This window comes from Streptomyces sp. NRRL B-1140 (genome assembly GCF_001280065.1).
Lineage (GTDB): Bacteria > Actinomycetota > Actinomycetes > Streptomycetales > Streptomycetaceae > Streptomyces.
In genome coordinates this window covers 26358-50180 of the sequence record NZ_LGEA01000092.1, presented here as the reverse complement: position 1 = coordinate 50180, position 23823 = coordinate 26358, and the positions used below count along the sequence as shown (strand labels likewise).

General features: G+C 69.9%; 24 protein-coding genes. 14 read left to right on the top strand and 10 right to left on the bottom strand.

The genetic code is table 11. The features are described from left to right. Positions 1-185: 185 nt before the first annotated feature. Positions 186-626 carry a methylmalonyl-CoA epimerase gene (gene mce / locus ADK65_RS14660; protein ID WP_053670557.1) on the bottom strand — a complete coding sequence of 147 codons (441 nt, stop codon included), beginning with the start codon at positions 624-626 and terminating at the stop codon, positions 186-188. 148 nt (positions 627-774) lie between these two features. On the opposite strand from mce, the gene ADK65_RS14655 reads away from it, so the two are divergent. Both ADK65_RS14655 and meaB read left to right on the top strand, forming a co-directional pair. Beyond that, positions 775-1989 (top strand): acetyl-CoA C-acetyltransferase, encoded by a 1215-nt coding sequence (locus ADK65_RS14655; protein ID WP_078955974.1) that lies wholly within the window; start codon positions 775-777, stop codon positions 1987-1989. Between the two features lie 34 nt (positions 1990-2023). Next, entirely contained in the window at positions 2024-2980 is a 957-nt protein-coding gene (gene meaB / locus ADK65_RS14650) for a methylmalonyl Co-A mutase-associated GTPase MeaB (protein ID WP_053670556.1), read from the top strand. 346 nt (positions 2981-3326) lie between these two features. On the opposite strand, the gene ADK65_RS14645 is transcribed toward meaB, so the two are convergent. Continuing rightward, complete coding sequence (locus ADK65_RS14645) at positions 3327-3980, bottom strand: PepSY domain-containing protein (protein ID WP_053670555.1); 654 nt, start codon at positions 3978-3980, stop codon at positions 3327-3329. Between the two features lie 116 nt (positions 3981-4096). Between ADK65_RS14645 and ADK65_RS14640 the strand changes: the two genes are divergently transcribed. Both ADK65_RS14640 and ADK65_RS14635 read left to right on the top strand, forming a co-directional pair. Next, positions 4097-4765 (top strand): response regulator transcription factor, encoded by a 669-nt coding sequence (locus ADK65_RS14640; RefSeq protein ID WP_053670554.1) that lies wholly within the window; start codon positions 4097-4099, stop codon positions 4763-4765. Beyond that, a complete protein-coding gene (locus ADK65_RS14635; RefSeq protein ID WP_053670553.1) occupies positions 4762-6171 on the top strand; it encodes a sensor histidine kinase in 1410 nt (469 codons plus the stop codon). Before ADK65_RS14640 ends, ADK65_RS14635 begins: the two co-directional genes overlap by 4 nt. A gap of 12 nt (positions 6172-6183) precedes the next feature. Here ADK65_RS14635 and ADK65_RS14630 read toward each other — a convergent pair whose 3' ends face one another. The 4 genes from ADK65_RS14630 to ADK65_RS14615 all read right to left on the bottom strand — a co-directional run bounded on the left by ADK65_RS14630 (position 6184) and on the right by ADK65_RS14615 (position 8858). Next, the gene (locus ADK65_RS14630) at positions 6184-6660 is read right to left on the bottom strand and encodes a MarR family winged helix-turn-helix transcriptional regulator (protein ID WP_053670552.1); all 477 of its coding nucleotides are present in this window, start codon (positions 6658-6660) and stop codon (positions 6184-6186) included. Between the two features lie 116 nt (positions 6661-6776). Next, complete coding sequence (locus ADK65_RS14625; protein ID WP_053670551.1) at positions 6777-7577, bottom strand: AIM24 family protein; 801 nt, start codon at positions 7575-7577, stop codon at positions 6777-6779. Next, positions 7574-8224 carry an AIM24 family protein gene (locus ADK65_RS14620; protein WP_053670550.1) on the bottom strand — a complete coding sequence of 217 codons (651 nt, stop codon included), beginning with the start codon at positions 8222-8224 and terminating at the stop codon, positions 7574-7576. The genes ADK65_RS14625 and ADK65_RS14620 overlap by 4 nt, the downstream gene beginning before the upstream one ends. A gap of 1 nt (position 8225) precedes the next feature. Then, positions 8226-8858 carry an AIM24 family protein gene (locus ADK65_RS14615; RefSeq protein WP_053670653.1) on the bottom strand — a complete coding sequence of 211 codons (633 nt, stop codon included), beginning with the start codon at positions 8856-8858 and terminating at the stop codon, positions 8226-8228. Positions 8859-9049: 191 nt separating this feature from the next. Here ADK65_RS14615 and ADK65_RS14610 point away from each other — a divergent pair, with 191 nt between their 5' ends. From ADK65_RS14610 to ADK65_RS14590, 5 genes are all read left to right on the top strand, one after another. Beyond that, positions 9050-9394, top strand: a complete 345-nt coding sequence (locus ADK65_RS14610) for a DUF3817 domain-containing protein (RefSeq protein ID WP_053670549.1) — start codon at positions 9050-9052, stop codon at positions 9392-9394. Further along, on the top strand, positions 9391-9684 hold the full coding sequence (locus ADK65_RS14605; RefSeq protein WP_053670548.1) for an MTH1187 family thiamine-binding protein: 294 nt from the start codon (positions 9391-9393) through the stop codon (positions 9682-9684). The genes ADK65_RS14610 and ADK65_RS14605 overlap by 4 nt, the downstream gene beginning before the upstream one ends. 96 nt (positions 9685-9780) lie before the next feature. Beyond that, positions 9781-10290, top strand: a complete 510-nt coding sequence (locus ADK65_RS14600; RefSeq protein ID WP_053670547.1) for a MarR family winged helix-turn-helix transcriptional regulator — start codon at positions 9781-9783, stop codon at positions 10288-10290. A gap of 43 nt (positions 10291-10333) precedes the next feature. Further along, a complete protein-coding gene (locus ADK65_RS14595; RefSeq protein WP_053670546.1) occupies positions 10334-10672 on the top strand; it encodes a DUF3817 domain-containing protein in 339 nt (112 codons plus the stop codon). Positions 10673-10786: 114 nt separating this feature from the next. Then, positions 10787-12487, top strand: a complete 1701-nt coding sequence (locus ADK65_RS14590; RefSeq protein WP_053670545.1) for an acyl-CoA mutase large subunit family protein — start codon at positions 10787-10789, stop codon at positions 12485-12487. A gap of 39 nt (positions 12488-12526) precedes the next feature. Here ADK65_RS14590 and ADK65_RS14585 read toward each other — a convergent pair whose 3' ends face one another. Beyond that, positions 12527-13138, bottom strand: coding sequence for a TetR/AcrR family transcriptional regulator (locus ADK65_RS14585; protein ID WP_053670544.1), 612 nt, complete (start codon positions 13136-13138; stop codon positions 12527-12529). A gap of 236 nt (positions 13139-13374) precedes the next feature. On the opposite strand from ADK65_RS14585, the gene ADK65_RS14580 reads away from it, so the two are divergent. The 4 genes from ADK65_RS14580 (at position 13375) to ADK65_RS14565 (ending at position 17645) form a co-directional block, all read left to right on the top strand. After that, on the top strand, positions 13375-14349 hold the full coding sequence (locus tag ADK65_RS14580) for a tetratricopeptide repeat protein (protein ID WP_053670543.1): 975 nt from the start codon (positions 13375-13377) through the stop codon (positions 14347-14349). A 621-nt stretch (positions 14350-14970) separates the two neighbouring features. After that, on the top strand, positions 14971-15603 hold the full coding sequence (locus ADK65_RS14575; RefSeq protein WP_053670542.1) for a DUF6230 family protein: 633 nt from the start codon (positions 14971-14973) through the stop codon (positions 15601-15603). Positions 15604-15721: 118 nt separating this feature from the next. Continuing rightward, positions 15722-16285: a DUF6114 domain-containing protein gene (locus ADK65_RS14570; RefSeq protein ID WP_053670541.1), complete on the top strand. Its 564-nt coding sequence runs from the start codon at positions 15722-15724 to the stop codon at positions 16283-16285. Then, positions 16275-17645 (top strand): hypothetical protein, encoded by a 1371-nt coding sequence (locus ADK65_RS14565; RefSeq protein ID WP_053670540.1) that lies wholly within the window; start codon positions 16275-16277, stop codon positions 17643-17645. Before ADK65_RS14570 ends, ADK65_RS14565 begins: the two co-directional genes overlap by 11 nt. A gap of 104 nt (positions 17646-17749) precedes the next feature. Here the strand turns inward: ADK65_RS14565 and pyk are convergent, their stop codons facing one another. From pyk to pta, 3 genes are all read right to left on the bottom strand, one after another. Next, positions 17750-19177, bottom strand: coding sequence for a pyruvate kinase (gene pyk / locus ADK65_RS14560; protein WP_053670539.1), 1428 nt, complete (start codon positions 19175-19177; stop codon positions 17750-17752). A 74-nt stretch (positions 19178-19251) separates the two neighbouring features. Further along, positions 19252-20466, bottom strand: a complete 1215-nt coding sequence (locus ADK65_RS14555; protein WP_053670538.1) for an acetate kinase — start codon at positions 20464-20466, stop codon at positions 19252-19254. Continuing rightward, positions 20463-22565: a phosphate acetyltransferase gene (gene pta, locus ADK65_RS14550; protein ID WP_053670537.1), complete on the bottom strand. Its 2103-nt coding sequence runs from the start codon at positions 22563-22565 to the stop codon at positions 20463-20465. The genes ADK65_RS14555 and pta overlap by 4 nt, the downstream gene beginning before the upstream one ends. 220 nt (positions 22566-22785) lie before the next feature. On the opposite strand from pta, the gene ADK65_RS14545 reads away from it, so the two are divergent. After that, positions 22786-23811, top strand: a complete 1026-nt coding sequence (locus ADK65_RS14545) for an ATP-dependent 6-phosphofructokinase (RefSeq protein ID WP_053670536.1) — start codon at positions 22786-22788, stop codon at positions 23809-23811. Positions 23812-23823: the final 12 nt, after the last annotated feature.

Sequence of the window (23823 nt, the reverse complement as noted above, 5' to 3'; positions counted from 1 at the left end):
CGTCCATCCGCCGAACGGGGCCCCCGGGGAATGGTGTCAGATCATCGGCGGAGCAGAGGCTGCTGCCCCGACGCTCGTCCCCCGAAACCCGGACCCCGGTGGTCCTGCCGTCGCACGGCGGGACCGCGGTCACCCTGGACTGAGCGGCGACCGCCCCCAACCCTACCGGCCCCTATGTACGAGGGTCAGTGCTCAGGTGACTCAACAGGCGCCGAAGTGACCAGTTCTGTCAGTACGCCGTGACAGTCCTTGGGGTGCAGGAAGGTGATCCGTGACCCCATGGAACCGACTCGCGGCTCTTCGTACAGCACGCGTACGCCCTTGCCCTTGATCTCGTCGGCGTCACCGTCGACATCCGCCGTACCGAAGGCGATGTGGTGCACGCCCTCGCCGTTCTTGGCAAGCCACTTGGCGACGGTGGAGTCCTCGCGGGTCGGCTCCAGGAGCTGCAGGTACGTGGCCCCGCCGTCGGACGTCTCGTTGATCTTGAGCATGGCCTCGCGCACGCCCTGTTCCTCGTTGACCTCGGAGTGGAACACCTCGAAGCCGTAGGTGGCACGGTAGAACTCGACGGTCTTGTCGAGGTCGAAACAGGCGATTCCGATGTGGTCGATTCGCGTCAGCATGAGTTCAGTGCAGCGCCCCCGAGGTGGTTACGCAACGTGCGCGCGATCACACCGACAGCCCGATGACGGCACGGAGTGCCACTCAGTACATTCGAAGTAAACCCTCGTTCACTCCTCGGCTGTGCAGCCGGTAAGGGGATCGCAGCTCATGTCTTCTGGAACTTCTGGGGCGAACACCTCGGTGATCGTCGCGGGCGCGCGGACGCCCATGGGCCGGTTGCTCGGTTCGCTCAAGTCCTTCTCCGGAGCCGACCTCGGCGGCTTCGCGATCAAGGCCGCCCTCGACCGTGCGGGGATCGGCGGCGACCAGGTGCAGTACGTGATCATGGGGCAGGTGCTCCAGGCCGGTGCGGGGCAGATCCCGGCCCGTCAGGCCGCGGTCAAGGCCGGCATCCCGATGAACGTGCCGGCGCTGACCATCAACAAGGTGTGTCTGTCCGGCCTCGACGCCATCGCGCTCGCCGACCAGCTCATCCGTGCGGGTGAATTCGACGTGGTCGTCGCCGGTGGCCAGGAGTCCATGACCAACGCCCCGCACCTGCTGCCGAAGTCCCGCGAGGGCTACAAGTACGGCGCCGTCCAGATGCTCGACTCCATGGCCCACGACGGTCTGACCGACTCCTTCGACGGCGTCGCCATGGGCGAGTCGACGGAGAAGCACAACACCCGGCTGGGCATCGGCCGTGCCGAGCAGGACGAGATCGCCGCGCTGTCGCACCAGCGGGCGGCCGCCGCGCAGAAGAACGGCCTGTTCGAGGCCGAGATCACGCCCGTCGAGATCCCGCAGCGCAAGGGCGACCCGGTGCTGTTCAGCAAGGACGAGGGCATTCGCGGCGACACGACCGCGGAGTCGCTCGGGAAGCTGCGTCCGGCGTTCTCCAAGGACGGCACCATCACGGCCGGTTCCGCCTCGCAGATCTCCGACGGTGCCGCCGCCGTCGTTGTGATGAGCAAGGCCAAGGCGCAGGAGCTGGGCCTGGAGTGGATCGCCGAGATCGGGGCGCACGGCAACGTGGCGGGGCCGGACAACTCCCTGCAGTCGCAGCCGTCGAACGCGATCCTGCACGCGCTGAAGAAGGAGGGCCTGGAGGTCTCGGACCTCGACCTCGTGGAGATCAACGAGGCGTTCGCGGCCGTCGCCGTGCAGTCCATGAAGGACCTCGGCGTGTCCACCGAAAAGGTGAATGTCAACGGTGGTGCCATTGCCCTGGGTCACCCGATCGGGATGTCCGGTGCGCGTCTGGTGCTGCATCTCGCGCTGGAGCTGAAGCGGCGCGGGGGTGGCGTGGGCGCGGCCGCGCTGTGCGGTGGCGGTGGGCAGGGTGACGCGCTGATCGTGCGCGTGCCCAAGGCCCAGGCCTGAGTTTCGGTACGTCCCCTATCTGAACGGAGCTGTGATGCAGGACGTCTCCACCCTGGTGGCCCAGGCCAGGGAAGGCCGGCCGCGGGCCGTGGCCCGGCTGATCTCCCTGGTGGAGGGGGCGTCCCCGCAGCTGCGGGAGGTCATGGCGGCGCTCGCGCCGCTGACGGGCGGGGCGTACGTCGTGGGGCTGACCGGGTCGCCCGGGGTCGGCAAGTCCACGTCGACCTCGGCTCTGGTCTCCGCGTACCGCAAGCAGGGCAAGCGGGTCGGCGTGCTCGCCGTCGACCCGTCGTCGCCGTTCTCGGGCGGTGCGCTGCTCGGGGACCGGGTGCGGATGTCGGACCACGCGTCCGACCCCGGCGTGTACATCCGGTCCATGGCGACGCGCGGGCACCTGGGCGGTCTTGCCTGGGCGGCCCCGCAGGCCATCCGGGTCCTGGACGCCGCCGGCTGTGACGTGATCCTGGTCGAGACGGTGGGGGTCGGGCAGTCGGAGGTGGAGATCGCCTCGCAGGCGGACACGTCCGTCGTGCTGCTCGCGCCCGGGATGGGCGACGGGATCCAGGCGGCCAAGGCCGGGATCCTGGAGATCGGTGACGTGTACGTCGTGAACAAGGCGGACCGGGACGGGGCGGACGCGACGGCTCGCGAGCTGAACCACATGCTGGGGCTGGGGGAGTCCCGGGGGCCGGGTGACTGGCGGCCGCCGATCGTGAAGACGGTCGCGGCGCGGGGCGAGGGCGTCGACGAGGTCGTCGAGGCGCTGGAGAAACACCGGGCCTGGATGGAGGAGCGGGGCGTCCTCGCGGAGCGGCGTCTTTCCCGGGCGTCGCGGGAGGTCGAGACGATCGCGGTGACCGCGCTGCGGGAGCGGATCGGGGACCTGCACGGGGACCGGCGGCTCGGGGCACTGGCGGAGCGGATCATCGCGGGCGAGCTGGATCCCTACCGGGCGGCTGACGAGCTGGTCGCGGGGTTGACGGAGGGCTGAGCCGCTTCGGGTTTCCGCCGGTGGAGGTGCGCGTCTGCTTCGCCTTTGCGTGGGGGGTGGGTCGGGGCCGCGCCGGGGGGTGTCCGTCCTCGGAACGGCGCGATGGTCTGACGCCGACCGACTCTCCGTTGACGGGCCAACCGCTGCGGGCGGACACCCCCCGACACGGCCCCTTCTCGCCGTACGCGGGTGCGGGAGCGTCGTGGCGCGCCCCAGCTGCGGGCACGCGGGCCCAGCTGCGGGCATGCGTGCCGCCAGGGGTGGCACGCTGCGACGCAGCGTTGCGGAAGCACCCGGCCCCGGCGTCCGTGTGGACGCCGGGGCCGTGAAGAGGGGCAGCTGCTGATCAGTCCTGGTCGTCCTGGTCGTCCGCGTCGTCGTCCTGGGCATCGGCGCGGTCCGCCGTGACCTTGCCGGACTTGAGGTCGATCTTCCAGTCCTGCTCGGCGCCGCCGGACGTGCGGGTCTCGGCCTCCCAGGACTTGTTCTTGCCGTCCTCGTCGAGGCCGACCGACGTCACGACACCCTTGCCGGCGGCAGCCTTCGCCGCCTCCTCGGCGGTCACCGACGAGCCCTTCAGGGCCGCCCGCACCTGCGCCGTGTCGTCCTCGTCGTCGGTCTGCGAGCCCAGGACCTTGCCGCTGGACGGATCCACGCTGACGCTGTGCCAGGTGTTGTCGCCGGACAGGACGTCGACGTTCCAGACCACCTTGTCGCTGTCGTCCTCGTCGTCCAGCTCGGCGGAGACGACCGTGCCCGAGGTGTGCTTCAGCGCGGAGGCGATCGCCTCGGACGCGGTGACGTCCGCGGAGGCGGCCCGGGCTGCGTCGTCGTCGCGGTCGTCGCGGTCGTCGTGCGTGTCGTCGTTCGACGACAGCTGGGTGGTGGCCGCCTGCCGCGCCGAGCCCTCGTCGTCTCCCGTGGTCGCGAGGGCCGTGGCCGTACCGCCTCCGATCAGAGCGGCAGCGGTCACAGCGGCGATCACGATGTTGCGCTTCATGCGGATTCCTCCCGAGTCGTTTCGTTTTCGACGTCTTCGACTCTGGCCGACGGAGGCTGAGAGGAACCTGAAGCCCCCTGAAGGGATCTTCAGCTTGCCTTTGCCACTCTTTACGCATGCGCCTGTTGATCGTGGAGGACGAGAAGCGGCTGGCCCTGTCGCTCGCCAGGGGCCTGACGGCCGAGGGGTACGCCGTGGACGTCGTCCACGACGGCCAGGAAGGGCTGTACCAGGCCTCGGAGGGCACGTACGACCTGGTCATCCTCGACATCATGCTGCCCGGCCTCAACGGCTACCGGGTCTGCGCCGCCCTGCGCGCCGCCGGGCACGACGTACCGATCCTGATGCTGACCGCCAAGGACGGCGAGTACGACGAGGCCGAGGGGCTCGACACCGGCGCGGACGACTACCTGACCAAGCCGTTCTCTTACGTCGTGCTCGTCGCCCGGGTCAAGGCGCTGCTGCGGCGGCGAGGACAGGGGGCCGGGGCGTCACCCGTGCATGTGCACGGCGACCTGAAGGTGGACACCGCGGCCCGCCGGGTGTTCCTCGGTGACGACGAGATCGCCCTGACCGCCAAGGAGTTCTCCGTGCTGGAGCAGCTCGTGCTGCGGGCCGGCGAGGTGGTGTCCAAGTCCGAGATCCTGGAGCACGTCTGGGACTTCGCGTACGACGGTGACCCGAACATCGTCGAGGTGTACGTCAGCACCCTGCGGCGCAAGCTGCGGGCGGGGCTGATCCGGACCGTGCGCGGGGCCGGCTACCGGCTGGAGACGTCGCCGTGAGGCGGCTGTTCGGGTCCGTCCGGGCGCGGGCCACGCTGGGAGCGACCCTCGTGGTCGCGGTGGCGCTCGTCGCCGCCGGGGGCGCCGTGCTGCTGTCCCTGCGGTCCAACCTGATCGGCGAGGCCGGTACGCAGGCGGAGCGCTCCGCGCGGGCGGTGGCCTCCGAGCTCGCCGCCGGAACGCCGTACGACAAGCTGTCCGGGCTGGACGGCGACGACGGGCCGGTGCAGGTCCTGGACGAGCACGGGCGGCTGGTCGCGGCCAGCGAGGATCTGGAGAAGATCAGCGGGACCGACAGCGGGCAGGTGAAGCCGCAGCCGGCCGTGAAGGCCACCGGGGACGACGATGACGACGCCGAGGACGCGGGCGAGGCCCTCGAACCCGGTGAGATCTCCGGGGAGAGCGTCTTCAGCAACGGGTCCGCCACGATCGACGGCGATGCGGAGGACTACCGCTTCGCCGCCGTCGAGGTGGAGACCCAGGGCCGAGGGCACCTCAAGGTCTACGCCGGTTCCGCGCTGGCCGCCGAGCACGGGGCCGTGCGGACGGCGCTGACGGTGATGCTGATCGGTTTCCCGCTGCTGCTCGGCGTTGTCGCGGCCGTGACCTGGCTGGTCACCCGGCGGGCCCTGCGGCCCGTGGAGGGGATCCGGCGCGAGATGGCGGCGATCACCCACTCCGAGGACCTCGCGCGGCGTGTCCCGGAGCCGGACACGCACGACGAGATCGCCCGGCTCGCCAGCACCACCAACGAGACGCTCGCGGCCCTGGAGACGTCCGTGGAGCGGCAGCGGCGGTTCGTCGCCGACGCCTCCCACGAGCTGCGCAGTCCGATCGCCTCGCTGCGCACGCAACTGGAGGTGGCCGCCGCGCACCCCGAGCTGCTGGACCTCGACGGGGCCGTGGAGGACACCGTCCGGCTGCAGCGGCTGGCGGCCGATCTGCTGCTGCTGGCCCGGCTGGACGCGGGGGAGCGGCCCGGCGACGCCAAGGTCGACCTCGCGGGCCTCGCCCGGGAGCAGGCCGAGGGCCGGACGGGTGTCACGGTGGACGCGGAGCCGGTGGAGGTGGCCGGATCGCGGGGGCAGCTGGGGCGGGTGCTCGCCAATCTGCTCGACAACGCCCAGCGGCACGCCCGGTCGGCCGTCACCGTGACCGTGCGGCGCGAGGGTGACCGGGCCGTGGTCGGGGTGGCGGACGACGGCGACGGGGTGCCCGAGGACGACCGGGAGCGGATCTTCGAACGGTTCGTCCGGCTGGACGCCGCCCGCAGCCGCGACGACGGCGGCGCCGGGCTGGGGCTCGCCATCGCCCGGGACGTAGCCGTCCGGCACGGCGGCACCCTCACGGCCGGGCGGGGACCCGCAGGCGGAGCCCTGTTCGAACTCCGCCTGCCGCTCGTCTAGCGGGCAGCGCTGCTACGGGCGTCCGCGCTGGCCGCGCAGGTGCTCCGCGATGGGCTTGAGACTCTTGTCCAGCTCGGTCAGGGCCTCGGGGGACAGCAGGTCGATGAAGTGCCTGCGCACGGACGCCACATGGTGGGGCGCGACTTTCTGCATCGTCGCCATGCCGTGGTCGGTGAGGACCGCGTAGAGGCCCCGGCGGTCCGACTCGCAGTTCTCCCGCCGGACCAGGTTCGCGTTCTCCATCCGCGTGATCTGGTGCGAGAGGCGGCTCTTGGACTGAAGGGTGGCGGAGGCGAGGTCGCTCATCCGCATTCTCTGATCGTCGGACTCGGAGAGATTCACCAGGATCTCGTAGTCGTTCATTGTCAGGCCGAACGGCTGCAGGTCCTTCTCGAGCTGGTACGTCAACAGCCTGTTGACCTCCAGGTGGGTGCGCCAGGCGCACTGCTCCGCATCGGTCAGCCAGCGGGTGGCCGTCTCGGTCTCCATGAATGAAGTCTACCTAAAAGGTTGAAAGGTGAACTAGTGAGGGGTGGCGTGTGACGGTGTACGCCTGGCGAACAGCAGTGCGCAGACGTTCGATGTCACACTCTGCAGACTACCGCTCACAGCCCGAAGCGACGCTGGAGGTCCCCCAGCTGTCCGGGAAGGCGCGGTACGCCCGACTGCCCCGTCTGGGGGCTGTGCGCCCCGCCGCCGGGCACGCCGGCCTGGTGTGGAACGGTCCCCGTGGCCTGCTCGGCCATCAGGGTCTCGGACGACTGGAGCAGCACCGTCCCGGCGCCGACGAACTCGAATTGGTGCTCCTCGCCGGAGGCGCCTCCGAGGCCCGTCAGCGCACGTAGACCGCCCATGACGCCGGTCATGTACCCGTGGTCGTAGTGATGGCAGGGGGAGGGGCAGTCCGCCCAGCCGACCAGGGCCTGGGGGTCGACCCGGATGGGGGGTTCCATGAACACCACCGGTCCGTTGGACGCGGCCACGAACTTTCCGGTTCCGATGAGGGTCAGAAAACCCGGCACGATTGATTGCTTCAATGCGAGAGTTGGCTGAAAAGCGAGCAGGTTGCCCGAGCGAATGGTCAGGTTGCCGTCCTCGAGGTCGTACGAGTTGACGTCGAAGGCCCGGTCCGCGAGGAGCATCTTGCCCGAGCCCTCGGCCACGACCCAGTCGCTCGCGTGCAGTGGCGAATGGAACGAGGTGCGCACGAGACGGTCCAGCCGGCCGTGTCCGACGCCGTTGAAGTCGATCGAGCCGTAGTAGGCGATCATCTTCCCCTTCTGCAGGAACCACTGGCTCCCCTTGAGCTCCACGCAGAAGGTGTAGGGATTGACGTTGTCGTCGGGCGGCAGGGTCGCCGGGTCGAAGACCACGGGGCCGGCGCCCGGGGTTCCGTAGGTGCTCACAGCTTCTCCTCCGACGCCTGGACGTACACCGCACCGCTGCCGCTGAGCTCCAGCTGGAAGGCCTCGCCCGAGCCGCGGCCCACCATGTCCCGCCAGCCCAGGGCGGCCGAGAGCTTGTTGCGCACGTCGCCGTGGTGGGCGACGTAGGCCTGCGGGTCCACGTGGACCGGGCGCTGCGGGCTGATCGGGATCTCGATGACACCGCCGTGAGCCATGACCGCGACGGCACCGTGCCCCTGCAGCGTCGTGGTGAACAGCCCCTGGCCGCTGACCTGGCCCCGCACCATGCCCATGACGCCGCCCTGCGAGCCCAGGAACATCGTGCCCTGCTGGAGCGAGCCCTCGAAGGCCAGGAGGCGGTCCGCCTCGACGTAGAGCGTGTCGCCGGTGAGGCGGATCACCTGGACGTGGTGTCCGCCGTGCCCGAACAGGACCGTGCCGCTGCCCTCGACGGACATCAGGGGCGTGTCCTCGTTCGCCACCCGGCGGCCGATCATCGACATGATCCCGCCCTGGCCGCCCGCCATGTTGGGTGTGAAGGACACCTCGCCCTTGTACGCGAGCATCGCCCCGCGCTGACTGAACAGCCGCTGCCCCGGCGCGACCGTCGCCTCGATCATCTTTCCGTTGATCTCCCGGAAAGCCATGTCACACGTCCCCCGCGATCGTGTTCCGCTCACTCGGCTGCACGTACACCAGCCCGTCGCCCTCGAACCGCATCTGGAACGCCTCGCCGCCGCCCTCCCCGAGCAGCGTGCGGAACGTCACACCGGACTGGAAGGACTGCCGCAGATTCCCCTGGTGCGCCACATACGCCCCCGGGTCGACCGTCAGGGGGTACTGGGCGCTCACCCGCAGCACCACCGCCGGGCCGTCCGACATGATCGCCGCATGGCCGTGGCCCTCGACGGTCGTCGTGAACAGCCCGTTGCCCTGGGAGGCGCCGCGCAGGCCGGTGAACTCCGTGCCCGTGCGCAGCCCGGCGTCGGTCGCGAGCAGGTTGCTCGACTCGACGTAGAGCTTGTCGCCCTGGACGCTGACCAGGTTTATCTCGGAGGCGCGGTCCGCGAACCAGCAGGTCCCGCGCCCCTTCACCTCCATCAACGTCATCTGCTCACCGGTCAGCCGCCGGGTCACCATTCCCCGGATCCCCTCGCCGCCGCCGCTGAGCTTCTTGAAGGCCATCTCCCCGTCGTACGCGACCATCGAGCCGTTCTTCGCCTTGACGGCGTCTCCGGTCATGTCGACGGCGAGCACCTTGCTGCTCTGAAGTCGGAACATCGCCACGAGGGGAAGGTATCCGCAGGCCGGGCCTCGCGGACAGGGCCCGTGGGTGGAGAACGACCCTGATCACACCCTTAAGGGCCGGGGGGGCGGACCCCCGGACGGAGGGACCCCGGCGGTTTGCCACAATGGGCGGGACGCTTGTGCGCGCGTTCACAATCTGTTTCCTCTCTCACCGAAGGTGACCCGTGGACCTCAAGACCGCCACCGCCATCCGCCGCCTCCGCCTGGTCTCGGCACCCGAGGCGATCTCCTTCCTCATCCTGCTGGTCTGCTCGGTGCTGAAGCGGACCACGGACTTCAACGCCGTGCCGGTGATGGGCGCGGTGCACGGCCTCCTGTTCGTCCTGTACGTGATCTTCTGGGCCGACGCGTGGAACCGGGCGAAGTGGTCGCTGAAGACCGCCGCGCTGTACTTCGTCCTCTCGGTGCTGCCCGGCGGCGGGTTCGTCGCCGAGCGCAGGCTCCGGCGTGAGGCCGAGGACGCGGTCATCGCCTCCCGCGCGCGCAAGGAAGGTGTGGTGGGCGCGTGATCGTCGCCTTTTCCGTGACGCCGCTCGGGGTCGGCGAGGACGTGGGGGAGTACGTCGCCGACGCCGTGCGGGTGGTGCGCGAGTCCGGACTGCCGAACCGCACCGACGCGATGTTCACGTCCGTCGAAGGGGAGTGGGACGAGGTCATGGACGTCGTCCGGCGTGCGGTCGCCGCGGTCGAGCGCCGCGCGCCCCGGGTCTCCCTCGTCCTCAAGGCGGACATCCGCCCCGGCGTGTCGGACGGCCTGACGTCCAAGGTGGAGACGGTGGAGCGGCACCTCGCCGAGTAGCCGCCGGGACAGTGACGCGGGCACCGGGGCCGGTGCCCGCGCCCGAAGGGCGAGACGGGGCTGACCACCATGTGACCGGCCGGTAAGGTCGGGTTCGTGCCGAAGCCGCTCAGTCTCTCCTTCGATCCGATCGCGCGCGCCGACGAACGCTGGAAGCAGCGCTGGGGGAACGTGCCGTCCATGGCCGCGATCACCTCGATCATGCGCGCTCAGCAGATCCTCCTCGCCGAGGTCGACGCGGTGGTCAGGCCGTACGGGCTGACGTTCGCGCGCTACGAGGCGCTGGTGCTGCTCACCTTCTCCAAGTCCGGCGAACTGCCGATGTCCAAGATCGGTGAGCGGCTCATGGTGCACCCCACGTCCGTGACGAACACCGTGGACCGGTTGGTGAAGTCGGGCCTGGTCGCCAAGCGGCCCAACCCGAACGACGGCCGCGGCACCCTCGCCAGCATCACCGGCAGGGGACGGGAGGTCGTGGAGTCGGCCACCCGCGACCTGATGGCGATGGACTTCGGGCTCGGCGTGTACGACGCCGAGGAATGCGCGGAGATCTTCGCGATGCTGCGGCCGCTGCGCGTCTCGGCAGGCGACTTCGAAGAGGAGTGACCCGGGGCAAGATCCCCCGGAACGGGTCGTTACGCTCGACGGCATGAAGAAGAGCGTGCTGACCCGCTACCGGGTCATGGCCTACGTCACCGGTGTGCTGCTCGTCGCGCTGACCCTCGGCATGATCGGCAAGTACGTCCTGGATCTGGGCGGCGCGGCTGACTTCACCCAGGTGGTCAGCATCGCGCACGGCTGGTTGTACGTCGTGTACCTGATTTTCGCCTTCGACCTCGGCTCCAAGGCGAAGTGGCCGGTCAAGAAGCAGCTGTGGGTGCTGCTCGCCGGCACGATCCCCACGGCCGCGTTCTTCGTGGAGCGCAGGATCAGCCACGAGCTGGAGGGCAAGCTCGCCGAGGACGCGCCCGCGCCGGTCAAGGCGTAGCCGGATCCGGGGCCGCCGCGGCAAGCGTGCGTGCGGCGGCCTGCCTCACCCGTTCGCCAGGTCACTCCCGTCAGCCATCGACATTTACTAGGACGTCCAAGTAAATTCGAGGGTATGGACGCTGACGCCATCGACGAGGGCCGCCGCCGCTGGCAGGCCCGGTACGACGCCGCGCGCAAGCGCGAAGCCGACTTCACCACGCTCTCCGGCGATCCCGTGGAGCCGGTGTACGGGCCCCGGCCCGGTGACACCTACGAGGGGTTCGACCGGATCGGCTGGCCGGGGGAGTACCCCTTCACCCGTGGCCTGTACGCGACCGGCTACCGGGGGCGGACGTGGACCATCCGGCAGTTCGCCGGGTTCGGCAACGCCGAGCAGACCAACGAGCGCTACAAGATGATCCTCCGCAACGGCGGAGGCGGGCTCTCGGTCGCCTTCGACATGCCGACGCTGATGGGCCGCGACTCCGACGACCCGCGCTCGCTGGGTGAGGTCGGGCACTGCGGGGTCGCCATCGACTCGGCGGCCGACATGGAGGTCCTGTTCAAGGACATCCCGCTCGGTGACGTCACGACGTCGATGACCATCAGCGGTCCGGCCGTCCCCGTCTTCTGCATGTACCTGGTCGCCGCCGAACGGCAGGGCGTCGACCCGTCCGTCCTGAACGGCACGCTCCAGACGGACATCTTCAAGGAGTACATCGCCCAGAAGGAGTGGCTCTTCCAGCCCGAGCCGCACCTGCGGCTCATCGGCGACCTCATGGAGCACTGCGCGGCCGGCATCCCCGCGTACAAGCCGCTGTCCGTCTCCGGCTACCACATCCGCGAGGCCGGCTCGACGGCCGCGCAGGAGCTGGCGTACACGCTCGCCGACGGGTTCGGGTACGTCGAGCTGGGCCTGTCGCGCGGCCTGGACGTGGACGTCTTCGCCCCCGGCCTGTCCTTCTTCTTCGACGCGCACGTCGACTTCTTCGAGGAGATCGCCAAGTTCCGCGCTGCGCGCCGCATCTGGGCCCGCTGGATGCGGGACGTCTACGGCGCGAAGTCCGAGAAGGCCCAGTGGCTGCGGTTCCACACACAGACCGCGGGCGTGTCCCTCACTGCTCAGCAGCCGTACAACAACGTCGTACGGACGGCCGTGGAGGCGCTGGCGGCCGTGCTCGGCGGGACGAACTCGCTGCACACCAACGCCCTCGACGAGACCCTCGCCCTGCCGAGCGAGCAGGCTGCCGAGATCGCGCTGCGCACCCAGCAGGTGCTGATGGAGGAGACCGGCGTCGCCAACGTGGCCGACCCGCTGGGCGGTTCCTGGTACGTCGAACAGCTGACCGACCGCATCGAGGCGGACGCGGAGAAGATCTTCGACCAGATCAAGGAGCGCGGTCTGCGGGCGCACCCCGACGGGCAGCACCCGATCGGCCCGATCACCTCCGGGATCCTGCGCGGCATCGAGGACGGCTGGTTCACCGGGGAGATCGCCGAGTCGGCCTTCCGGTACCAGCAGGCCCTGGAGAAGGGCGACAAGAGGGTCGTCGGCGTGAACTGTCACGACGGCTCGGTGACCGGGGACCTGGAGATCCTGCGGGTCAGCCACGAGGTGGAGCGCGAGCAGGTCCGGGCGCTCGGCGGGCGCAAGGCGGCCCGTGACGACGCGGCGGTGCGCACCGCGCTCGACGCCATGCTCGCCGCCGCCCGCAGCGGCGCCAACATGATCGAGCCGATGCTGGACGCGGTCCGCGCGGAGGCCACGCTCGGCGAGATCTGCGGAGTGCTGCGGGACGAGTGGGGGGTGTACACGGAGCCGGCCGGCTTCTGACCCGGCTCTGCCGTCCGCACCCCGTCCGCAGGTGACGGTCTAGCCGCCCAGCCCGTGCAGCAGCACCCTGGTGAAGCTGCGGACCCATTCCTCGTCCGCCGGTTCCGCGCTCACCAGGGTGCGGTGGACCACCGCACCCGCCACCATGTCGAAGATCAGGTCCACCGTGCGGTCGGCCGCGGCGGGGTCCGGCTCCGGGGGGAGTTCGCCCCGGACCTGCGCCCGCGCGCGGCCCTCCAGGACCAGGCGCTTCTGGCGGTCGACGACCGAGGCCCGGATGCGTTCGCGCAGCGCCTCGTCGCGGGTGGCCTCCGCCACCACCGCCATCAGGCCGCTCCTGGCCTCCGGAAGAGCCAGGATCGTGGCGAACTGCAGGACCACGCCCTCGATGTCGGCGGCCAGGGAGCCGCGGTCCGGGAGTTCCAGCTCGTCGAAGAGTTCCGCGACCGCGTCGACGACCAGTTCGTTCTTGCCCGCCCAGCGACGGTAGAGCGTCGTCTTTGCAACCCCGGCGCGCGTCGCGACGTCTCCGAGGGTGAGTTTGGACCAGCCAAGTTCCACGAGCGCCTCGCGCGTCGCGGCCAGGATCGCGGCGTCCGCCGTGGCGCTCCGCGGACGCCCGGTGCGGCTGGCTGGGCTGCGGCTCTGCATCTGTCGACCATAAACCGGCCATTCCCGCCGGGCGCCGTGAGGGAGATCACCGGGGGGTGGTGTCCCGGCGGTACCGTGTGGCATTACGCTACGACTCGTAGCGAAAGCCCGTGAAGGACGTACACGGGCCTCGGTACACCCGGCGTGGGGTGGGGACCCGGCGCCGAAAGGCACGGACCGGCCTTGCTTTCACACCGTTTTTCACACACGCGCGCAGGACGGGGGAGGATAGACGCATGCAGCCACGGAACATGTCCATGAGCGGAGTCGTCGACCTCGCCGCGGTGAAGGCGGCCCAGGAGGCCAAGGCGAAGGCGGAGCAGGCGCGCGCGCAAGCAGCCCGGGAGGGCGGGACGGGGGCGATCTCCCCGGCCGATCTCGTCATCGACGTCGATGAGGCGGGGTTCGAGAGGGACGTCCTGCAGCGTTCCGCCGAGGTCCCCGTCGTCATCGACTTCTGGGCCGAGTGGTGCGAGCCGTGCAAGCAGCTCAGCCCGGTCCTGGAGCGGCTGGCCGTCGAGTACAACGGCCGCTTCCTGCTCGCCAAGGTCGACGTCGACGCCAACCAGATGCTGATGCAGCAGTTCGGCATCCAGGGAATCCCCGCGGTGTTCGCGGTCGTCGCGGGGCAGGCGCTGCCGCTCTTCCAGGGAGCGGCGGGCGAGGCGCAGATCCGCCAGACCCTCGACCAGCTGGTGCAGGTCGGCGAGCAGCGCTTCGGCCTGACCGGTCTGACCGTCGACCCCGAGGCCGTGCCGGGCGGTGCCCCCGCGGCTCCCGAGCGGCCGGCCGGTCCGCACGACGGGCTCCTCGAAGCCGCGGTGCAGGCGCTGGACTCGGGCGATCTGTCCGGTGCCGTCCAGGCGTACAAGAACGTGCTGAACGAGGACCCGGGCAACGAGGAGGCCAAACTGGGTCTCGCGCAGGCCGAGTTGCTCCAGCGAGTGCAGGGCGTCGACCCGCAGCAGGTGCGCCGGGACGCGGCCGACAAGCCGGCCGATGTGCAGGCGCAGATCGCCGCGGCCGACCTGGATCTGGTGGGCGGCCATGTCGAGGACGCGTTCGGCCGGCTCATCGAGACCGTCCAGCGCACGGTGGGTGACGACCGGGACACCGTGCGGATGCGGCTCCTGGAGCTGTTCGAGGTCGTCGGACCCGACGACCCCCGCGTGATCGCGGCCCGCAGGGCCCTGGCGCGCGCCCTGTTCTGACCAGTCGTTAAACACGCGGGCATGTGGTGCCCGCGTGAAAAATCTGCCGACAGCAGGTCACCGCGGCCGCGCTTTACCAAAACTTGGTAATCGCGGCCGCTGTTACTAGGAGTAAGTCACAGGCGTTGATCTGTCGGATTCTGTCCATCGATCAACAGCTTTGTACCGCCGTCCGGCACCACCCTGAGTCGTCGTCCGAGACCGATGGGTCGTTGTTCGGTTATCCGGCCGTTACTAGCGAGTAACGAACCCCCTTGTGCGGGCGGCGAGAATGCACCACGATCGGCCACGCTCGGTCCATTCCCGTACCCCGGCAGCCGGTTGGGTCGCGGGACTACCTGGGTCCCCACCGAGCAGAGCCGGCGGCAGTGGCGCCGGCTCTTGGACAGGGGGGTCTTCGCCCTTCCGGTGAAGCCTGTCCAGCAGGGTTGTGCGTGATGCGTGTCAGGCGCGACCAGTGGTTGTCGCTCGGGGGTGATCGCCGGTGATTCGGGCGCAGTTGCGCCGCCGAGTGCAGGCGCTCTCCTTCCCGAGGACGTAGCACTTCTCCCATCCCTGCCCGGCTGAGCCGCCAATCGGGGCGAGCCGGGGCAGGAGATGTACGTCCGAGAAGGAGGAAATATGGAGTCCCAGGTGCGTGGCGGGACCAGATGGAAGCGGTTCGCTGTGGTCATGGTGCCCAGCGTCGCCGCCACGGCTGCGATAGGTGTCGCCCTCGCGCAGGGCGCTCTCGCCGCGTCGTTCAGCGTCTCCGGCCAGTCGTTCAAGGTCACGACCGACCAGCTCGTCGGTGAGGGCTTCTCGCAGTACGGCGCCCTCGACGAGGGGTACACGCTCGACGGCAAGAAGTCGGTGCACCCGGTCGCGGTCTCGTCGTTCAAGCAGGCGACGATCAAGAACCTGTGCCAGTCGGTCGTCACCCCGAACATTCCGGTGCTCGGGAACGTCAGCCTGATCCTGCGTGCGGGTCAGGGTGCCAAGCCGGTCGAGGCCCAGAACCTCTACATCGATGTCGCCGACCTCAGCGCCGACGCGACGTTCGAGAACATCGACATCGGTGTGGCCGCCAAGGACGCCAACAAGGGTCCTGCCATGCGGAAGGGTGAGACCACCAATCCCTACGGCTTCGCCCAGCAGGCGGACAGGGCGACCCTGACCGACGTGAAGCAGACGGCGTGGGCGACCACCGCCGGAACCTTCAAGCTCAGCGGCCTGAAGATGTCGCTGTCGACGGGTGTCAAGGAGTGCTACTAAGCACTCGATGACGGGCGGGGGAGCCGGTGGCGCCCCCGCCCGTCCACCTTCCGGCCGCGCCTTCACGCGGGGCCCACATCACCACCACAGCAACGCTGTACCAGGGAGCTGTTTTTCCATGAGCGCCGAGACTCCTGCCGCCACCGGCCAGTTCACCGTCCGGAGGCAGCAGTTCCGCGCCTGGCGGGGTGAGCGGCCGTTCTGGGCCGGGCTGTTCGTCCTCCTCAGTGGACTGCCCATCGCCTACTTCCCGTACGCGAACCTCCAGATCGGCCACCTGACGCTGGCGATGGCGACCACCGCGGGTGCCGGGTCCCTGATCATCGGCGTGCTGCTCGTCGTACTGGGCGTCAGCCTCTGGTTCCAGAAGCACGTCCGCGTCTTCGCGGGAGTCGCGGCGATCCTGCTGGCACTGGTGTCCATCCCCGTGTCCAACCTCGGCGGCTTCCTCATCGGCTTCCTCCTCGCCCTCGTGGGCGGGGCGATGGCCGTGGCCTGGGCGCCGGGCGCACGGCCCGCGGGACAGCCCGCCGCCATGGCCAGCACGGGCATGGGCGGGACTCCCGAGGCCACGGACCACGACACCACGGTGCTCAAGCCCGTGGACGGGGCGGGCGAGCCGAACGATCTTTCAGGAACGAACCCGGCCAACGGGGCGAACGGGAGGCACAGTGCCGGCTGACGAGGTGACCCACGGGGTTGATGTGGAGGCGTCCCCTGTGAGAACCGGGCCGCGCCACGCGGCACCCAAGAAGCCGCTGTTCACCAGGTTCAGCAGGCCGACCGGCAAGGCGATGGCCATGGCGGCGATGCCGACGGCGGTGCTCATGGGCATGGGCTTCACGTCGACGCTCGCCATAGCCGACAGCGCCAACCCGGCGGCGCCGACCTCCAAGAGCCTGACGGCCGACGAGTACAAGGACTGTGTGGCGGCCCTCGAGGACGCCGGCAAGGCCGACGACTCCAAGGCCGACGACTCCGCCTCGCCCACGCCGTCCCCCTCGGCGGGCGACGGCGCGGCGAACGAGAAGGACGAGCAGGGCGACACCGCCCCGAAGCCGTCCCCCTCGGGTGGTGCGGAGGCGAACAACGGCGGGTCCTCTTCGTCGGATTCAGGTTCCGACGACAAGCCCGAGCCGAAGCCGTCCCCGTCCACGAGCGCGCCCGCCACCGGCGACGAGGAGGAGGCCACGCCGTCCCCCTCGCCCTCCGGGAGCGGCGGCAACGTCCTGGAGGACATCGGCGACGCCATCGGCGGCATCTTCAACGGTGGGAACAAGGACGAGGAGAGCCCCGGCCCGACTCCGTCCGCCTCGGCGTCGGAGAGCACCGAGAAGCCCGCCGAGGACACCTCCGGTACCGAGGACACGGCGGAGAAGGCCACCGGCACGGTCGAGGACACCGTCAAGGACACCACAGGCAAGGCGTCCGACACGGTGAAGGACACCGGCAGGACGGTGGAGGACACCACCAAGGCCGTCGAGAAGGCCGCCGAGGACGCTGCGGAGAAGGCGAAGGAGGCCGCCGCCTCACCCAGCCCCTCCCCGAGCGCCACCACGGACGCCGACGACTGCCCGGCCGCCACCGACGCCGAGGGCGGTGTCGACAACAAGGTGCCGCTGCCCGACGACCCGTGGTTCCTCAACGCCAGCTCGCTGACGCTGAAGGGCGCCGACTACAAGGGCGTCGTCGAGGTGCGGACCGCCAACGGCACCGTCAAGAAGGTGCTCAAGTACGTCATATCCGGCGGCACCGACATCGGCGACCTGCACCAGACCGTCAAGGACAAGCAGTCCGGCAAGACCTACCACGTGCAGGCGGCCAAGGGCTCGACGTCCACGATCCGCGACGGCGACACCGTGATGTACACCGAGAGCATCTCGGGCAACCTGCTCGGGCTGATACCGATCACGTTCGACCCGGAGCACCCGCCGCCGCTGAACATCCCGCTGATCTACTTCACCAACGTGAAGGTCCAGCAGGCCGGCCAGTTCGGCGGGACCCTCCACGTGCCGGGACTGCACAACTTCATCACCGACTGAGCGTCCCTCAGAGCCCGTTCGGGAGCCGCACACGCCGAGGGCGCCCCCTGGATCCCAGGGGGCGCCCTCGACGGCGTGTACGGGCCTTCACGGCCCGTCGCGGATCAGCCCTTGGCCTCGCCCAGGTGGTGGACCCGCACCATGTTGGTGGTGCCGGGCACGCCGGGGGGCGAACCGGCGGTGATGACCACGATGTCGCCGTCGTTGAAGCGGTTGAGCTTGACCAGCTCCTGCTCCACCAGGTCGACCATCTCGTCGGTGCTGTTCACGAACGGCACCACGTACGGCTCCACGCCCCAGCTCAGCGCCATCTGGTTGCGGGTGCCCTCGTCGGTGGTGAAGGCGATGATCGGCTGCTGCGCGCGGTAGCGGGACAGACGGCGGGCCGTGTCGCCGGACTGGGTGAAGGCCACCAGGCCCCGGCCGCCGAGGAAGTCGGCGATCTCGCACGCGGCCCGGGCCACCGAACCGCCCTGCGTGCGCGGCTTCTTGCCCGGGACGAGCGGCTGCAGGCCCTTGGAGAGCAGCTCCTGCTCGGCCGCGGTGACGATCTTCGACATCGTCTTGACCGTCTCGATCGGGTACGCGCCCACGCTGGACTCGGCGGAGAGCATGACCGCGTCGGCGCCGTCCAGGATCGCGTTGGCCACGTCGGAGGCCTCGGCGCGGGTCGGACGGGAGTTGGTGATCATCGACTCCATCATCTGGGTCGCCACGATCACCGGCTTGGCGTTGCGCCGGCACAGCTCGATCAGGCGCTTCTGCACCATGGGGACCTTCTCGAGCGGGTACTCGACGGCCAGGTCACCGCGGGCGACCATCACGCCGTCGAACGCCATCACGACGTCCTCCATGTTCTGCACCGCCTGCGGCTTCTCCACCTTGGCGATGACGGGGACCCGGCGCCCCTCCTCGTCCATCACGCGGTGCACGTCGGCGACGTCTTTGGCGTCCCGGACGAACGACAGCGCGACGAGGTCGCAGCCCATGCGGAGGGCGAATCGGAGGTCCTCGACGTCCTTCTCGGACAGGGCGGGCACGTTGACGGCCGCGCCGGGCAGGTTGATGCCCTTGTGGTCGGAGATGACGCCGCCCTCGATGACGATCGTCTTCACCCGGTGGCCCTCGACCTCGGTGACCTTCAACTCGACGTTGCCGTCGTTGATGAGGATCTGGTCGCCCTTGGTGACGTCGCCGGGCAGACCCTTGTAGGTCGTCCCGCAGATCGTCTTGTCGCCCGGGACGTCCTCGGTGGTGATGGTGAACTCGTCACCGCGCACCAGCTCCACCGGACCTTCGGCGAAGGTCTCCAGACGGATCTTCGGGCCCTGGAGGTCGGCGAGGACCCCGATGGCCCGGCCGGTCTCCTTGGCGGCGGCACGGACCCGGTCGTACCGGCCCTGGTGCTCGGCGTGGCTGCCGTGGCTGAAGTTGAAGCGGGCCACGTTCATGCCGGCTTCGATCAACGCGACAAGCTGATCGTGGGAGTCGACCGCGGGGCCGAGAGTACAGACGATTTTCGAACGGCGCATGGGGGCGATCCTATCGGTTTGTTTCGCAAGGGAATATTCCGTCTGGCGGAAAATACAAAAGGGCGGGATGCCGCTCAGGTGTGATTCCCCGAACCAATTACCAGCGCGTAGGTCTGTGTCGCGATCTCCAATTCCTCGTCAGTAGGTACCACCGCCACCGCCACCCGGGCGCCGTCGGGCGAGATCAGCCGCGCCTCGTCGCCGCGCACGGCGTTGCGCTCGCCGTCCACCGCAAGGCCCAGCTCCTCCAGGCCCGCCAGGGCGGCCGCCCGCACGGGCGCCGCGTTCTCGCCCACACCGGCGGTGAAGGCGACCGCGTCCACCCGTCCGAGGACGGCGTAATAGGCACCGATGTACTTCTTCAGACGGTGAATGTAGATGTCGAACGCCAGCTCCGCCTGCTCGTCGCCCTCGTCGACGCGACGGCGGATCTCCCGCATGTCGTTGTCGCCGCACAGACCGATCAGACCGCTCTTCTTGTTGAGAAGAGTGTCGATCTCGTCGGCGGACATTCCACCAACACGCATCAAATGGAAGATGACGGCCGGGTCCATGTCTCCCGAGCGCGTACCCATCACGAGCCCCTCCAAAGGCGTCAGCCCCATGGAGGTGTCCACGCAGCGTCCGCCCCGTACGGCCGAGGCGGACGCCCCGTTGCCCAGGTGCAGCACGATGACGTTCGTCTCGGCGGGGTCCTTGCCCAGCAGCCCGGCGGTGGCCCGGGAGACGTAGGCGTGGGAGGTGCCGTGGAAGCCGTAGCGGCGGATGCGGTGCTCGTCGGCCGTCTTCACGTCGATGGCGTAGCGGGCGGCCGATTCCGGCATCGTGGTGTGGAACGCGGTGTCGAAGACGGCGACCTGCGGCAGGTCGGGCCGCAAGGCCTGGGCCGTGCGGATGCCGGTGAGGTTGGCCGGGTTGTGCAGCGGAGCCACCGGGATGAGCCGCTCGATCTCGGCGAGCACGGCGCCGTCGACGACGGTCGGTTCGGTGAAGTGCTTGCCCCCGTGGACCACCCGGTGCCCTATCGCCGCCAGTTCGGGCGAGTCCAGGCCGAGGCCGTCCTTGGCGAGCTCCTCGGCGACGGCCTTCAGGGCGGCGTCGTGGTCGGCGATCGCCCCGCCGCGCTCCCGGCTCTCGCCACCGGCCGGGGTGTGCTTCAGACGCGAGGTCTGCTCGCCGATGCGCTCGACCAGGCCCACCGCCAGCCGGCTGCTGTCGCGCATGTCGAGCAGCTGGTACTTCACCGACGAGGAGCCGGAGTTGAGGACGAGGACACGGGTGGGGCTCACTGGGCGGCTGCCTTCTCGCTCGGGGACGGGGCGGGTGACTGGGCCTGGATCGCCGTGATGGCGACGGTGTTGACGATGTCCTGGACCAGGGCGCCCCGGGACAGGTCGTTGACCGGCTTGCGCAGACCCTGGAGCACCGGGCCGACGGCGATCGCGCCGGCCGAGCGCTGCACGGCCTTGTAGGTGTTGTTGCCGGTGTTCAGGTCGGGGAAGATCAGCACGCTCGCCTGCCCGGCGACCTCGGATCCGGGCAGCTTGGTCGCCGCGACCGACGGCTCCACGGCGGCGTCGTACTGGATCGGGCCCTCGATCTTCAGGTCGGGGCGGCGGGAGCGGACCAGCTCGGTGGCCTCGCGGACCTTGTCGACGTCGGCGCCGGAGCCGGAGGTGCCGGTGGAGTACGACAGCATCGCGATGCGCGGTTCCACACCGAACTGCTCGGCCGTGGCCGCCGACTGGATGGCGATGTCGGCGAGCTGCCGGGCGTCCGGGTCCGGGTTGACCGCGCAGTCGCCGTAGACGAGGACCTTGTCGGCCAGGCACATGAAGAACACGGACGAGACGATGTCCGCGTCCGGCTTGGTCTTGATGATCTCGAAGGCGGGGCGGATGGTCGCGGCCGTGGAGTGCACCGAGCCCGACACCATGCCGTCGGCCAGGCCCTCCTGGACCATCAGCGTGCCGAAGTAGTTCACATCGGAGACGACGTCGTAGGCCAGCTCCACGGTGACGCCCCGATGCGCGCGGAGCGCCGCGTACTGCTCGGCGAAGGTGTCCCGCAGCTCGGAGGTCGCCGGGTCGATCAGCTGGGACTCGCCGAGGTCGATGCCGAGGTCGGCGGCCTTCTTGCGGATCTGGTCGACCGGGCCGAGCAGCGTCAGCTCGCACACGCCCCGGCGCAGCAGCACCTCGGCGGCGTGCAGCACCCGCTCCTCGGTGCCCTCGGGCAGGACGACCCGGCGCAGGTCGGAGCGGGCCTGCTCCAGCAGCTTGTGCTCGAACATCATCGGCGTGACGCGGTCGCTGCTCGGCGCGGAGACCCGGCGCGCCAGGTCGGCGGTGTCGGCGTACCGCTCGAACAGGCCGAGGGCCCGCTCGGCCTTGCGCGGGGTGGCCGCGTTCAGCTTGCCCTCCAGGGAGAACAGCTGCTCGGCGGTCGGGAAGCTGGTGCCCGCCACCGACAGCACCGGGGTGCCCGGGGCGAGGCGGTCGGCGAGGGTGAGGATGTGGTCGCCGGGCACCTCGTCCAGGGTGAGCAGCATGCCCGCTATCGGCGGGGTGCCGGCGCTGTGCGCGGCGAGCGAGCCGACGACCAGGTCGGAGCGGTCGCCCGGGGTGACGACGAGGCAGCCGGGGGTCAGGGCGCTCAGGAAGTTCGGCAGCATCGCGCCGCCGAAGACGAAGCCGAGCACGTCCCGGGCGAGCCCCGAGTCGTCGCCCAGCACCACCTTGGCGCCCAGGGCGTGGCCGATCTGCGAGACGGTCGGCGCGGACAGCGCGGGCTCGTCGGGCAGGACGTAACAGGGCACGGGCAGCCGGGAGTCGAGCTGGCCGGCGATGACGTCACGGTCCTCGCGGGCCACCCGGTTGGTGACCATGGCCAGCACGTCGCAGCCCAGGGTGTCGTAGGCGCGGTAGGCGTTGCGCGTCTCGGCGAGCACGGACTCGACGGTCTGCTTGCGGCCGCCGACGACGGGGATCACGGACGCGCCGAACTCGTTCGCCAGCCGGGCGTTGAGCGACAGCTCGTCCGGGAGCTGGGTGCCGGCGTAGTCGGTGCCGAGGACCAGGACGACGTCGTAGTCCCGGGCGACCAGGTGGAAGCGGTCGACGAGCGTGGACACCAGCTCGTCCGTGCCGGCCTCGGCCTGGAGCGCGGACGCCTCGTGGTAGTCCATGCCGTAGACGGTCGCCGGGTCCTGGGTGAGCCGGTAACGGGCGCGCAGCAGCTCGAAGAGCCGGTCGGGCCCGTCGTGGACCAGGGGCCGGAACACGCCGACCCGGTCGACCTGGCGGGTGAGGAGTTCCATGACCCCCAGTTCGACGACCTGGCGTCCGTCGCCGCGGTCGATGCCGGTCACGTACACGCTGCGGGTCACGCGCGCTCTCCGTTTCGTCTCGAGTGGGGGAGGCCTCACACCCACGGCTTTCCAGCCACGGGGCACAAAAATCGCCCACCGAGGTGAGCAGAACCATCTTGACAATACCTCCGCCGCTGGATAAGGCGCCCGTCAGGACGGGGTGCCGCAGCGGGCTGTGGAGCGTGAAACAATCGGCAGTGGCTCACCGGTGTCAACAGCGAGCAGGAGACACAGCACGATGCGTATCGGAGTTCTCACCGCAGGCGGCGACTGCCCCGGCCTGAACGCCGTGATCCGGTCGGTCGTGCACCGGGCGGTCGACAACTACGGGGACGAGGTCATCGGTTTCGAGGACGGGTACGCGGGCCTGCTCGACGGCCGCTACCGCTCCCTCGACCTGGAGTCCGTCAGCGGCATCCTCGCCCGCGGCGGCACCATCCTCGGCTCGTCCCGGCTGGAGCGCGACCGGCTCCGGGAGGCCTGCGAGAACGCCTCCGACATGATCCACCAGTTCGGCATCGACGCGCTGATCCCGATCGGCGGCGAGGGCACGCTGACGGCCGCGCGCATGCTCAGCGACGCGGGCCTGCCCGTCGTGGGCGTCCCGAAGACGATCGACAACGACATCTCCTCCACGGACCGCACCTTCGGCTTCGACACCGCGGTGGGCGTCGCCACCGAGGCGATGGACCGGCTGAAGACCACGGCCGAGTCCCATCAGCGGGTGATGGTGGTGGAGGTCATGGGCCGGCACGCCGGCTGGATCGCCCTGGAGTCCGGAATGGCGGCCGGTGCGCACGGGATCTGCCTGCCGGAGCGGCCGTTCGACCCGGCCGACCTCGTGAAGATGGTCGAGGAGCGCTTCTCCCGCGGCAAGAAGTTCGCGGTGGTCTGCGTCGCCGAGGGCGCCCACCCCGCCGAGGGCTCCATGGACTACAACAAGGGCGCCATAGACAAGTTCGGCCACGAGCGCTTCCAGGGCATCGGCACCGCGCTCGCGCACGAGCTGGAGCGGCGCCTCGGCAAGGAGGCCAAGCCGGTCATCCTCGGCCACGTCCAGCGCGGGGGTGTGCCGACCGCCTACGACCGGGTGCTCGCCACGCGGTTCGGCTGGCACGCGGTGGAGGCGGCGCACCAGGGCCGGTTCGGCCGGATGACCGCCCTGCGCGGGACGGACATCGTGATGGTCCCGCTCGCGGAGGCCGTGACCGAGCTGAAGACGGTCCCCAAGGACCGGATGGACGAGGCCGAGTCGGTCTTCTAGCAGGCGGCTTCG